The sequence below is a fragment of the uncultured Eubacterium sp. genome, assembly GCF_934561735.1.
In the GTDB taxonomy this organism is placed as follows: domain Bacteria; phylum Bacillota; class Clostridia; order Oscillospirales; family Acutalibacteraceae; genus Eubacterium_R.
Genome location: NZ_CAKTGT010000001.1, coordinates 80,296 through 93,073 on the forward strand (window position 1 = coordinate 80,296; position 12,778 = coordinate 93,073).

General features: G+C 34.4%; 10 protein-coding genes. 3 read left to right on the forward strand and 7 right to left on the reverse strand.

Annotation, left to right across the window (positions count from 1 at the left end; all coding sequences use genetic code 11):
* Positions 1-3: 3 nt before the first annotated feature.
* The 4 genes from Q0E08_RS00375 to Q0E08_RS00390 all read right to left on the reverse strand — a co-directional run bounded on the left by Q0E08_RS00375 (position 4) and on the right by Q0E08_RS00390 (position 5,091).
* Positions 4-2,112 carry a toll/interleukin-1 receptor domain-containing protein gene (locus Q0E08_RS00375; RefSeq protein ID WP_294774869.1) on the reverse strand — a complete coding sequence of 703 codons (2,109 nt, stop codon included), beginning with the start codon at positions 2,110-2,112 and terminating at the stop codon, positions 4-6.
* Between the two features lie 21 nt (positions 2,113-2,133).
* Positions 2,134-3,480 (reverse strand): fibronectin type III domain-containing protein, encoded by a 1,347-nt coding sequence (locus Q0E08_RS00380; RefSeq protein WP_294774871.1) that lies wholly within the window; start codon positions 3,478-3,480, stop codon positions 2,134-2,136.
* A 12-nt stretch (positions 3,481-3,492) separates the two neighbouring features.
* Complete coding sequence (locus Q0E08_RS00385; protein ID WP_294774874.1) at positions 3,493-4,776, reverse strand: SPFH domain-containing protein; 1,284 nt, start codon at positions 4,774-4,776, stop codon at positions 3,493-3,495.
* 111 nt (positions 4,777-4,887) lie between these two features.
* Entirely contained in the window at positions 4,888-5,091 is a 204-nt protein-coding gene (locus Q0E08_RS00390) for a ribbon-helix-helix protein, CopG family (RefSeq protein ID WP_294774877.1), read from the reverse strand.
* A gap of 138 nt (positions 5,092-5,229) precedes the next feature.
* Between Q0E08_RS00390 and Q0E08_RS00395 the strand changes: the two genes are divergently transcribed.
* The 3 genes from Q0E08_RS00395 (at position 5,230) to Q0E08_RS00405 (ending at position 7,495) form a co-directional block, all read left to right on the forward strand.
* Entirely contained in the window at positions 5,230-5,514 is a 285-nt protein-coding gene (locus Q0E08_RS00395) for a helix-turn-helix domain-containing protein (RefSeq protein WP_294774880.1), read from the forward strand.
* Positions 5,515-6,000: 486 nt separating this feature from the next.
* On the forward strand, positions 6,001-6,606 hold the full coding sequence (locus Q0E08_RS00400) for a type IV toxin-antitoxin system AbiEi family antitoxin domain-containing protein (RefSeq protein WP_294774883.1): 606 nt from the start codon (positions 6,001-6,003) through the stop codon (positions 6,604-6,606).
* Positions 6,599-7,495 (forward strand): nucleotidyl transferase AbiEii/AbiGii toxin family protein, encoded by an 897-nt coding sequence (locus tag Q0E08_RS00405; protein ID WP_294774886.1) that lies wholly within the window; start codon positions 6,599-6,601, stop codon positions 7,493-7,495. Before Q0E08_RS00400 ends, Q0E08_RS00405 begins: the two co-directional genes overlap by 8 nt.
* Positions 7,496-7,605: 110 nt before the next feature.
* On the opposite strand, the gene Q0E08_RS00410 is transcribed toward Q0E08_RS00405, so the two are convergent.
* Genes Q0E08_RS00410 through Q0E08_RS00420 form a run of 3 tightly spaced genes read right to left on the reverse strand, consistent with a single transcriptional unit; the run spans position 7,606 to position 12,776 of the window.
* The gene (locus Q0E08_RS00410; RefSeq protein WP_294774889.1) at positions 7,606-10,737 is read right to left on the reverse strand and encodes a type I restriction endonuclease subunit R; all 3,132 of its coding nucleotides are present in this window, start codon (positions 10,735-10,737) and stop codon (positions 7,606-7,608) included.
* Positions 10,730-11,980 (reverse strand): restriction endonuclease subunit S, encoded by a 1,251-nt coding sequence (locus tag Q0E08_RS00415; RefSeq protein WP_294774893.1) that lies wholly within the window; start codon positions 11,978-11,980, stop codon positions 10,730-10,732. The genes Q0E08_RS00410 and Q0E08_RS00415 overlap by 8 nt, the downstream gene beginning before the upstream one ends.
* Positions 11,973-12,776 carry a hypothetical protein gene (locus Q0E08_RS00420; RefSeq protein ID WP_294774896.1) on the reverse strand — a complete coding sequence of 268 codons (804 nt, stop codon included), beginning with the start codon at positions 12,774-12,776 and terminating at the stop codon, positions 11,973-11,975. Before Q0E08_RS00420 ends, Q0E08_RS00415 begins: the two co-directional genes overlap by 8 nt.
* Positions 12,777-12,778 lie beyond the last annotated feature (2 nt).

Sequence of the window (12,778 nt, forward strand, 5' to 3'; positions counted from 1 at the left end):
AATTTAACCCTCATAATTAATTACTTTTGAATTTAAAGAGCGAACTTCGAAAACCGAATTGTCATCAATATCCGAATAGTTATATTCTCCAATATACAAACTATTCGTATGAGTAGCAAATAAGTTATTACAAATATATCTTACATCACTTAATATTGATTTTGAACCAAAATTGCGGTAGAGCTCTCCTTTTTCGTTTACATAGAACATTTCATCTCCCCAAATGCTTACATCTTTAACATTCTTTATGTTCTTTTTTTCAAACTTATTTTGTTTTAATATACACAGATTATCATCAGTTGTGGCAATAACATTATAATACAATACACTCTCATCATTTTCATTTAATTCTTCTGAATATCCTATATCAAAATCCTTAACATTACTAAACTGCTCTAATCCTTCTATTGATGATGATTCATTATAGTATTCACCCGTGTAACTATCTTGCCATTCCGAATAATAAACACCGACAAGTGTTCCGTCTGATTTTAATCCTACTATACCAGCGTGTTTAAGAGCACCTTTCCAATAATCACTAAAACTTTTTATCTCAATAATGTCTGTCCATTCTTCTACTGATTCGAGCCACGAATCGTTAACATCGGAGAAACCATAACCATAGACAGCATATTCGGCCATATCGTCTGCAAATGAATATAACTTTACCGTACCATCTTTCATCAAGCAAGCAACAGTTGCCTGAAATGCATTTGAAATTTGAATAACATCCTCAAATTTTCCGTCAAATTTTGGGTTTTGATACTCAGTCCAAACAAAACCGTCCTCTTGGAGAATAACAGGATTCAAGCCTCCAGTTATTGATACCGGATATCCGTGACTCTCATCTATTTCCAGACTTTTTCCCTTTTTAACGTCTCCGCAATCTTCAATGTTTCCGTTTGCATTAATACAGTATCTGTATTCAGCACGATTACCGTCTTGAACACTGCAAACAGTATCGGCTAAACTTTTACGCCAACGGACAAGTGATTCATAGGATTTATCACTGCTGTCTTTATAGCCCTCAAGACTGTCAAATTTTTCAATAGCAAGTGCATAATTTCCGCTGTTCATGGTATACAAAGCATCTTCATAAACTTTGTTTTTCTTCATAATAGGAATATAAACAATAGTTCCAACAATGATTGATATAACAAGAATAACCGCAATAATTGAAAGAGCAATTCTTCTCTTTCTGCGTTTTTCCTTTTTGGTAACGGAAACAGGAATAATCTTCTTTATACCGCGAATAAACTCGTCCCAAAAACCTTCATCGTCAGTATTGTAAGAAGTAAGTGCAGACAATTCCGTTGGAAGTTTATCATGAGTCATTCCTATTCTTAACGGAATTAGGTTCTTATCTGCTTTTGACATTGAAGAATACCTAATCCACTCATTTTTTACCCACGGTGCATTAACATATTCTTCATTAGAAGCAATCAAAAGCATGACCTTGCTTGTTGAAAGAGCAGAATAAATATAAGGTTCATATTCAGAGCCAATTTTCGACTCAAGAGTAATTCTTGAATAGAAGACTTTATATCCTAATTCTGTTAATTCGTTATACACTTTTTGAGCAAACAAGCTGTCCGCTGTTCTGTTACCGTTTTTGTCACTCTCTTTGTAGCAGATAAAAACATCAAACGGCTTTTCTTTTTTACAAAGCTCAATTATTCCTCTTTGAATATCATCAATAGTCTTTGCATCTTTTTCGTAAATAGCTTTTTTGCCCTCATCTGCAAATTGTATTGCCTTCTTATAATTCTCGTCTTCGAATATTGAAGACATTGATGTTCTGTTACATGTTGGTACATATTCTGAATTTACGGGATTTTTTACATATGTAACACCATATTTACATAAAACCAAACTCCAGTAAGCATTTGAGTCTTCTGGTGCCACTAACAGAATCTGTCTATACAAATTCTCCGCATTACTAAAGTCGTTGCTTTGAAAGGCATTGTTTGCTAAATCATAAAGCTTTTGTAAATTTTCATCTAAACGTTTTGGTACTGTTTGCTCAGTTCCACAGTACTCACAAACTGCTGTATTTGAACCCTCTATTAGTTCTAACGTACCACCGCAGATTCTACATTTATAAGTGAACATGTTATACCTCTCTCTTAAACCTTATTTTAATAATTTGCACTTATTGTTTCTATCTTCAATAAGTATAAGGAGCTCTTTTTCAAGTGCTTTTGATAACTCATAATCATCATCTATTACAGCATCTGAAAATTCTTTGAATTTTATTGTGATTTGAGCTTCTGCACCTGCAAGAGCCTCTATTGACATTGGGTCTGAATATCTAATAGCCTCATACACTTCATTAGCCAGCGTCTTAACCTTATCAGACTTAGCTTTTGAAACAAGTGTATTAGCATTAACAGATAACATTTTAACAAATTGTGTCTGCTGCTTTACTTCTTCCCCTCGTTGCTCAATTAATTCTCGTGCAACTGTTTTTTTCAACAATTTTCCCAACGCACATGCAAAGATGATAATTGCTACAACGACTTGTAACAGTTGTGATAATCCAAAGAAAAGTGAAACACCACACCAAATTGTAATAGCTATATATGTTACTAATCCACTGTAAACAAAAGGAATTCCATAGAATGTGCCTTCTGCAGTTTTACTCTTCTTGAAGCCAATGAACGTTGAAAGAACGGCAAATAAATAACCAAGAATCATTACCGCCATAACTGTATAGAATTCTTTTGTATAACGAGACGATTTGAAAGTTGAATTAATTTTTGTTACACTCTCTGGTATTTGAACAGATCTAATGCCTTTATTCAACACCTTCATAGAAACAGTTTTTACTGGTAATCCATCAATTGTATTAGGAATAATAACATCAGGCGCCAAGCCTTTATATTCGGTAATATCAACAGATTCGCCATCGTAATTGTATGCAAAATCCATATTTTCTTTTGCTGTGACCGCATATACAACTTCACTGAAGTTGCTATCATCTATTTCTTTATCATCACTTGTTGCCTGAACGGAATAAAAATAAAATTTATTTGAATCAAGATTCTTTACTAGATATGCTGTAGTATCATTTGCCGAAGTAGTAGCTATCTTTTCATAATCACTTGTTATAGTTGCCTGATAAATTTCATAACGATCAGCATTTTCTACACTATCCCATGTTAATGAAATAGAATCAACCGATTTCGTTTGGGCCTTGAGATTTTTGGGCTTGCTTAATTTGTTTTTATTGTTGTTTTTCTTTTCTTTTTTAGCATACTTTGCTTCATCGATTATAGGAATACTTACATCATCATTTTCTGAATCATTTAATTCGATATATTCCAAGCCATTTTCTTCTGCAAATGTTTCGGCATATGAACCAGCAACTGCTTTAACTGAAACCGATTCAGAAGCATCAAATACAACAAATGATACAGCTAAAAACGCTGCTAAAATAATACTTGCTATTGATATAGGCAATACTTTCAAATTCTTCATATAATTCTCTCCTTAAAGAATACTTGAAAGAAGCTGTTGTTTGAGGTTGCTAAACTCTTCTTCTGTTAATAAGCCTGCTTCTTTCATCATTGTAAGCTTGTCGAGTTTTGCTTTAAAAACCGCTGTATCATCCTGAACAGGCGCTGTGTTTGTTTGTTCTGCATCAGAATCCAAGCCATCAAACATGCCTTTAAACTGTTTGCCCACAGCACCTGCTGCTTGAAGCCCTACACCTAGACCAACAATATCACTCATTGCAGAGCCACCGGCACTTCCTCCTGAACCCATATTACCCATTCCTTCTGCATAAGCTTTTTGAACTTCTGCTTGGAGAACATCTTTTTCAGAGTATCCCTTTGCTTTCATAACTTCTGCTTCAGCAAAACCAGTTGCTTTTGCAGCTGCTGCCTTAGCTTGAGCCTCAATAACTGCTCTTTCTGCTTCTCTTTTTGCAACTTCAGTCTGCGTGGTTTGTCTTTCGAGTTCTGCAACTCTCTGTGCAGCCGTGATTTCAGCCTCTGCCTGTGCCTGTGCAGTTTTAACCTGTGCTTCGGCATGAGCCATCTTCTGTTGCAGACCTACAGTGTATAGCTCTCTGAGGTGCTTGAAGTTTGGATCATCTTCAGGAAGAACGACTGTTGTAAGATAGAAATTAGGAATTGTTAATCCGTACTCTTCAAATCCACCAACAATATATGATTTTAATATATCTGATAATTCTGATAGGTGTTCATCAACTTCAAGAATGTTAATATTAAGCTTCTTGATGGCTGCAGTAAGATTAGATTTAACCTCTGTCGAAATAAGTGGGCGAAATGAAGTTTGAAGTGATTTTGTAAATCTTCCATTTTCATTGTTCCACGCAATACCATTAGTTGTTCCAACAAGTTTCATAAGCATCTTTCTGCTATCAGAAACCATGAGATTCATTTCACCGCTTGCTCCAAGTTCAAGTGGCAAGTTGGAATCGGGATCTATGTATCTTACCTTACTGTCTGTACCCCATTTAACTGACATCTGAACGGTTTTATTAATAAAATAGACCTCACAATGAAATGGGTTTTTCCCTCCAGTATGTATCCGCATAAATTTTCCTATAAGAGGGATGTTTTGCGTTTTAAGCGTGTGTCTTCCCGGTCCGAATGTGTCAAGTGCCTGACCGTTCATAAAAAAAATTGCCTCTTGTGACTCATGCACAATAAGCTGAGTGGTTGTATTAAAGTCTTCACAAGGATGCTTCCAAATAAAAGTACTGTTATCCCCCTCATATTGAATTACATCAACAAGTTTTGCCATAATTTTTCTCCTTATCGCTTTGGGTTATATAAATGTAAAACAAACAATAAATAACCCCAGCATAAACTCCTTTTCATTTTATTTTTGTTGGCACATGTTTAGATTATTTAACTAGTTATCGCACTCCTTATCTGTTATTTCTAAATTATCAATCGAAAACTCCAAACATCGTTGCATAATATCATTCCTTGTACGACCTGTTTCTTTAGCTAATTCATCAAGTGTATTGACGAGTTCAATAGGAAGTCGAAGTGATATAACCGATGTTTCGCCTTGATACTTTTTGATAGTTATTTTCAGTTTCTTGTCAGTCATTCTTTCACCTTCTTCAAAACATAATTCATCGACTTTATTGTAATACATTTGTAGTGCTTTGTCAATTGCTTTAATACTTATAATCGACCCTATTGATACAATTATTCGGTAAACTATATTTAAAACGGAGATAGCAATATGGTTGATTTTGATAATAACCTTAAAGAATTGCGGTTAAAACATAAAATGACAAAAAAAGAGTTTGCGGATAAAATCGGCGTTACTAAATCTGTTGTTTCATATTATGAATTGCAAGAGCGCTCACCCTCGCCTGAAATTTTAATTAAACTTTCAAGAATATTTCATGTAACTACCGATTATCTTCTAGGAATAGAGCACACGCATACAATTGATGTTTCAAATTTGTCATCAGAAGAAATAACGGTTGTTGAACAAATGATAAAAATATTAGAAAAAAAATAGTAAAAGAGCTATCGGACTTGATGTCTGATAGCTCTTAGTTTTATGTGAATATTATATTGTTGCCAAAATGTTGCCATTTTGGGTTTCAAAACTCCCGAATGCCTTATAAATAGGGCATTTATCGAATCAGCGAAGTTATTCCCACTCGCTCAATTCAGTTATTTACTAAGCTTTTTTGTTTAGTAAATATTTTGCTTTAATACAGATAATCTAACCGTTTTTTACTAAGTTTTTGTAGCTCAAAATTTACAGTATCAAAACAGTATCACCATCTGCCATATCGTTTGTATTGTATCATAGGTGTATATCAAAGTCAACACTTTAAAGCGATAAAGCTATCTTTTATATCTGTTTAATTGCCGTTTCTATAATTATATCTATGATTGCAGGGCTATTTTTCAAAAAATGTTGTATTTTATTAAAAATATTGCTATAATAAATTTGCGTACAAATTTTGATAACTGTACGCAGAAAGTTGGTGAGCCGTTGTCTAAAGAAAAAATTGCAAAAAATGTTTTTCAAAATGTTGGCGCAATCGCAAAAACTTCCGATTTTAAAAATGTGGGACTTACAAATTATGATATTGCAAAATTGTGCAAAGATGGTGTTATCGAGAGAATACGAAATGGCTTTTACCAACTTCCTAATAATTACAACATAAGTGAAGAACAGCTAATATCAAATTTATTACCTTATGGAACAGTTTGCGTTGAATCGGCTTTGTTTCATTATGGATACAGTGACTTTGCTCCAAGAGAATGGTCAATAGCAGTTCCTCGAACTTACAGAAATCAAATTTCAAATATCCAAGAAGTGCCTATCAAAGCATATTATGTTCAAAAGAATATAATTGAACTCGGAAAAACAATAGGTGATTTTAATGGTGTAACACTCCCTGTTTACGACCGTGAAAGGACTATTTGCGACTGTTTTAAGTATCGCACAAAGCTTGATAGCGAAACATTTAATAAAGCACTTAACGCATATGTTTTGGACGATAAAAAGAATCTTTTAAATCTTTCAAAATATGCTAAAGAAATGCATGTATATACAAAAATGATGAGTGTTATGGAGGTGTTGCTGAATGGCTGATATTGCCGCATCTGTACTTACAAGATTAAAAAACAAATCGAAAGAATCCGGTCGAAGCTATCAGCTGTGTATGCAACTGTTTTGTCAGGAAGAATTTTTACGCCGGTTGCAAAATTCAAAATATGCAGATAATTTCGTACTTAAGGGTGGACTATTTATCTATTCAATAACGGACTTTGACAGCAGGGTTACAGTAGATGTAGATTTTCTTCTGAGAAAATTACCAAACACACCTGAACAACTTCGTGCAATACTTGAAGAAATTATAGCTATAGATACCGGAAATAACTTTATAACCTTTGAAATTAAAAATGTTTCACCTATTTCAGTCGCAAAGAAATATGCCGGAATCAGTGCCTCTCTTGTTGCACACATCAAAAATACTCGAACTCCTTTTAGTATTGATTTCGGTATTGGTGATGTAATTGTACCAAATCAAGAAAAAAGGTCAATTCCTACACAGTTAAAAGATTTTCCTTCACCAATCATAAATACATACTCGCTTGAAACGACCATTGCGGAAAAGATCGATGCAATATTAGACCTTATGGAATTCTCAAGCAGAATGAAGGATTACTACGACATCTATTATCTTGCAAATAAATTTGATTTTAACGGTAAAACATTAACAGAAGCATTAAAAAGAACATTTGAAAATCGTGGTCATAGCTTTACTATTGAACAATTTGATCGGATAACTGCTTTTGCTGATGATGAAGAAATGCAAAAGAAATGGAAAGCATTTACTCATAAAATCAATACTAAGACTGATGATTTTAGCACAGTGCTGAAATCCATCAAAGAATTTTTAGCGGAGCCGTTTACGGCAGCAGTTGAAAATAAAGAATTTGAAGAAAAATGGTCTGCTTTGGAGAGCAAGTGGAAATAAGAGGAGGAATAATAAAATAGTAAAATCAATCAGAAGTTAGTAAAAATATCAAAATTTAATTTTCACATAGTTAAAACCGCTGCCGGTTTAAAAACGGTAGCGGTTTTGTGTTATATTAAGCCAAAATATTTTTCAAAAAAGTCTTTTAGTTTATCGATGACAGTTTGTTTTTTTAAGGTCCTATTAGAGCCGCTTGAAAACCTTGACATCGGAGGTAATATTTTATCAAGATCTGTTCCAGTGGTTTTTATTCCACCATCTCTGAAAGAGTTTTCCATAAATTTTTGAGCCTCATCGTGTTTTAGCTTTTCTTCTTTGATGATAGTATCTAAATCCTGTTCCTTTTGCTTTTTAACAAAGTCTTTCCAGTCCTTTTCAACATCTGTTTTTACTGTCATTTGGGCAACAAATCCCTCAATTAAAGCTTTTTTACTGCGCAGCTCAACACTTGCATCTATTGATTTATTAATATTAACAAGAATCGTTTTATCCTCACAATTTGATTCGTGATATTTGGCAACAAGCATCAAGATATAATCTATATTGACCTCGACCTGCTTAATAAGTTCAATTTCAAAGACAATATCATTGTTGATTCGTTCTTTTTCAATATCGCTTTTTTTAACATAATCTTGATATAAGTCAATATAAATGCTTTGATAATCCTGTAAATCTCTAACGGATACAGAACTGTCGCTTTCAAAATCATCGAAACACCTTAAAATATTTCTCAATTTCAAAATGCGACCAAACAGTTTGACGAATTCTTTTTCGTTATCCTCGCCAATGATTTGACTGCTTATCGGAAATTCATTTACCAGTCTGGCTACAAGCTCGTTATAACCTTCAATATGCTTTCCGTGCTCATCTTCATAGCCATTCATATACTCATTGTAAGTTTTTAGAATAACCATACCTCTTGCGTTTTTATCCCCAAAAAGCGCTAAGGCATTATTAGTGGCCGTCTCAAGATTTCTGAAACAAACAATATTTCCAAATGTTTTAACCGAGTTCAAAATACGATTGGTACGAGAAAACGCTTGTATCAAACCGTGATCTTTTAAATTCTTGTCTACCCACAAAGTGTTTAAAGTGGTTGCATCAAATCCAGTTAGAAACATATTAACTACGATCAGCAAATCAATCTCACGATTTTTCATTCTCAATGATACATCTTTATAGTAGTTTGGAAATTTATCCGCAGATGTATCGTAGCTAACATTAAATAACTCATTATAATCATCAATCGCACTGTCAAGAAAATCCCGTGAAGTCTGATCAAGACCGCTTGTGTCAAAATTCTCATCTTGCAAGATATCATCCGGATCTTCTTCGTTTGGATTAAAACTGAATATCGTAGCAATATTTAATTTATGACCTGTTTCCTCCATTTGCTTTTTAAATTCATTGTAGTATGCAATCGCTGCCGGAATAGATGCGACTGCAAAAATTGAATTAAAACCATTTACTTTTGCAGTCGTTTTTCGCTCTGATACCGTATTATTCTTGGACTTTGCCATTTTTTCTACATTCGTAATCACTTTATAGCCATAATAGGAACGGCTTTGATTGCGATAAGTTTTCTGCTCAAAATGTTCAAGAATGTATTGTGTAATCTCAGATACTCTTTGGGGATCAAGCAAAGCTTTTTCGCGGTCAATTGCTTTTACTTGCTTGTCATATAAAATTTCAGGATTTTTAATCGTATTGATATAATCAATTCTAAAAGGCAAGACATTTCCATCATGAATAGCATCTACAATGGTATATGCGTGCAGTGGTCTTACTTTGTTCCCGTTTTCGTCCGGTTCACCTCCGAAAACCTGTGCCGTAGTACGCATATTAGGTGCATTGGAACTGTTGGAATTTGATGGAAAAATCGGCGTACCCGTAAAACCAAAAATATGATAATTCTTAAAATGCTTTGTAATCGACTTGTGCATATCTCCGAACTGAGAACGATGGCATTCATCAAAAATCATAACAATATGTTTTTTATAAACTTCATGTTCTTTGTTCTTAGATATGAATTTATCTAACTTTTGAATAGTTGTGATGATGATCCTTGCATTATCATCTTCCATTTGTTTTTGCAAAATTTTAGTAGAGGTGTTGCTGTTGGCAGCACCTTTTTCAAACCTGTCATATTCTTTCATTGTCTGGTAGTCAAGATCTTTTCTGTCAACAACAAACAATACTTTGTCAATGAAATTCAATCCTTGAGCAAGCTGTGCAGTTTTAAAACTTGTTAAAGTCTTTCCGCTTCCGGTGGTATGCCAAATGTAACCGCCCGCCTCTTTTCTGCCGGTTTTTTTGAGATTGGTAGAAACGATAATGCGGTTTAGGATTTTTTCAGTTGCCGCAATTTGATAAGGACGCATTACCAATAATAAATCCTCTGAGGTAAATACACAGTAACGAGTCAAAATATTAAGCAGCGTATGTTTTGCAAAAAAGGTTTTTGTAAAGTCCACAAGGTCCGGGATGGTACGATTTTTTTCATCCGCCCAATAACTTGTGAATTCAAAGCTATTAGAAGTCTTTTTCTTTTTTGATATGTTTTTCTCTGCGTTATCTTTGATATGCTGAAATCTTGTTGAGTTAGAATAATACTTTGTATGCGTACCGTTGGAGATTACAAACAGCTGTACATACTGATACAATCCGCTGCCTGCCCAAAAGCTGTCACGCTGGTATCGATTGATTTGGTTAAACGCTTCTCGAATTGCGTTCCCTCGTTTTTTAAGCTCAATATGCACTAACGGCAATCCGTTTACCAAAATCGTTACATCATAACGGGTTTTACGTTCACCCTCATTTTCTTCGTACTGGTTTATTATCTGCAAATGATTGTTATGAATGTTGGTTTTATCTATCAACTTGATGTTCTTCACATAACCGTTATCGAGGGTAAGGTTTTGCAGGTAATCTTCTTGTATTTTGCGGGTTTTCTCAACAATACCATCATTTCCATTGGAAATAACAGTGCTGTAAAAGTCGTTCCATTCTTTATCGAAAAAGGTGTAGTTATTAAGTTTTTCAAGCTGAGTACGGAGGTTGTCAATTAAGTCTTGTTCGCTTTTTATGGAAATGTATTCGTAGCCCTGATCGACAAGGCGATTTATAAAATCTTTTTCAAGTTCCGCTTCGCTTTGATAGTCGGTGCTTTTTCTTTCTTCAGGCGTGTATTCAGCAACAACTGTATTTTCGGTTGAACTTGCCACAATTTCAAAGCTATTCATTTTCCACCGCCTCCTTTTTCTTAAAAGTTAAGAGCTTATCTCGGTAATATTCATATTGCTTTTGTCTTGCTTCGATTTCGGCAGGCAATCCCTCGCTAATATCGTTGCAAAGCCTGTCAAAATGGTCAAGGATATCAACTATGCGTTGTTGTTCTACAAGTGACTTTTCCTTGTCTTCCGGATATGGAATCGGAATAGTTAATTTTTCGAAATCGGTTTTATTAAATTTACTCTGTCCCATATTTGAAGTGACTTTTTTCAATTTTTTTTGGAATTCAAGAGATTCAAATGTGTATTTTAAATATAGCAAATTAACTTTACTGCTACGAATTAGCAACGCGTTTTTAGCAAGAGCATTGTATTTATAAGGTAGCTTTATTGGATTGATATAATATACTTCTCCACAATTTCCTACACTAGGCAAAACAATGCATGGGGTGTCTAATTGAACTCTCCACAAATAATCGTATGAATCTTTAGATATATAAATTGGTGAGCTATTGGTATAGTTGCACTTAATATCAACTGTTCTTATTAATTGAGCATAATCTGGTTTTGATAAATAAGGCACATTTTTTGAAACTTCAGCAAAAGAACCCGCTGCTGCAAAGTTAGTTATTGTGTCACAAACTTCCTTTATCGGATATAATTCACTCTGTTTAATTGAATTTAAAACAGTGTCTCTATAATACTCATACTGTTGCTTTCTCGCAGTGAGTTCCGCAGTGAGTTCCGCAGTGAGTTCCGTAAATTTATCCAATATACGAACGATTTCTTCTTGTACTGGTAAAGGTGGAAAAGGAATTATGAAGTCTTCAGTTACTCGCAAAGAAATTTGAGGTAATGATCCCATTCCTGAAGCTGTTTCTCTGAAGTGTTCAATATTATTTTTCAGAACATAATATAAATATTTTACTTTGATTGGATTATCTGCTGTATATGCCCACATTTCATTTTTAAAAGTAAATGGTTTATCGTAATAAACAGCATCAATTACCCCTCTGGACTGCACTAAAACAGCAGGTACTCTCGTAATATTTGCATTAGGTATATCAGCTTCATGAGCAGTGATGACAGTTTTTCCTCCTGCAAAGATTTTGATTTCACCGTCATCAGATGCAATGTCCTTCATTTTGCCCGCAGTAATAGGAGTACCTTTTATTCTTGTATAACTATTTTTTATTTTCTTAAATTCTACCCCATTTGGGCAAAGTTCATTTATAAGTTGTTCTAATTTACTCATTCTCCTCACCTCCGGTATGCCAACCTAAGGTACCTATCGCATCCATTAGTTCTCTGTTAGTTTTTATTTTTTCCAGTACACCTGTAACTAATCGATAAAAAGCATCAAATTTTTGTAATGCCTCATCTTCGTCATAATCTCCATGAACTACATCACTAAGCTCACCAAATAGTTTATAGCCATCTTCAGCAAATTCCGAAGGGATGATATTACATTGATCTTTTACCGGTGTAAGAATCTGAATAAACGGTTTAAGATTGCCGTTTGCTTTCCTCGTTTCAATGGGCGGATTTGCAGCCTCTGCTGTTTGGGTAATAATTCTTTCAAAAACCTTTCTCAAATAAACAATAGACCCTGCTCCAAATCCTTCTCTGGCCGCCTTTCTGGCTTTTTCCAAAGCATCTGTGAAATCACCGTAAGTTTCAGTATTTAGCGAAACTGCTTCAGAAAATTTTTCACTTCTTTTTGCAATACGCACATAAGGATATTGACTATGTATATTATCTTCCTCTCTGCACTCAAGCAAGAACCACATTTGCACAGAAGCTCCGCAACGAGGACATTCAAGAACACAGTCAATGCTGACAGTCTTTTCGTTTACACCAATACAGAACAAGTCTTCCCCAGAATAGAATGTTCGCTGATCGCCGCAATTATTACAATAATAATTTAATGCAACCTTGCCGACTGCAATTTTTTTAGAATTTCCGGTTTTAAGCTTTCTACTGCCCAAAAAGTTTTCTATTTGTACATAATCTGTTGTTATCGGTTTTGATAACACATCTGACAATCTCATAT

Coding starts and splice junctions, on each gene's coding strand:
- Q0E08_RS00415 (WP_294774893.1), bottom strand. CDS start 11,980: ATGAGTAAATTAGAACAACTTATAAATGAACTTTGCCCAAATGGGGTA.
- Q0E08_RS00380 (WP_294774871.1), bottom strand. CDS start 3,480: ATGAAGAATTTGAAAGTATTGCCTATATCAATAGCAAGTATTATTTTA.
- Q0E08_RS00410 (WP_294774889.1), bottom strand. CDS start 10,737: ATGAATAGCTTTGAAATTGTGGCAAGTTCAACCGAAAATACAGTTGTT.
- Q0E08_RS00390 (WP_294774877.1), bottom strand. CDS start 5,091: ATGACTGACAAGAAACTGAAAATAACTATCAAAAAGTATCAAGGCGAA.
- Q0E08_RS00420 (WP_294774896.1), bottom strand. CDS start 12,776: ATGAGATTGTCAGATGTGTTATCAAAACCGATAACAACAGATTATGTA.
- Q0E08_RS00395 (WP_294774880.1), top strand. CDS start 5,230: ATGGTTGATTTTGATAATAACCTTAAAGAATTGCGGTTAAAACATAAA.
- Q0E08_RS00405 (WP_294774886.1), top strand. CDS start 6,599: ATGGCTGATATTGCCGCATCTGTACTTACAAGATTAAAAAACAAATCG.
- Q0E08_RS00375 (WP_294774869.1), bottom strand. CDS start 2,112: ATGTTCACTTATAAATGTAGAATCTGCGGTGGTACGTTAGAACTAATA.
- Q0E08_RS00385 (WP_294774874.1), bottom strand. CDS start 4,776: ATGGCAAAACTTGTTGATGTAATTCAATATGAGGGGGATAACAGTACT.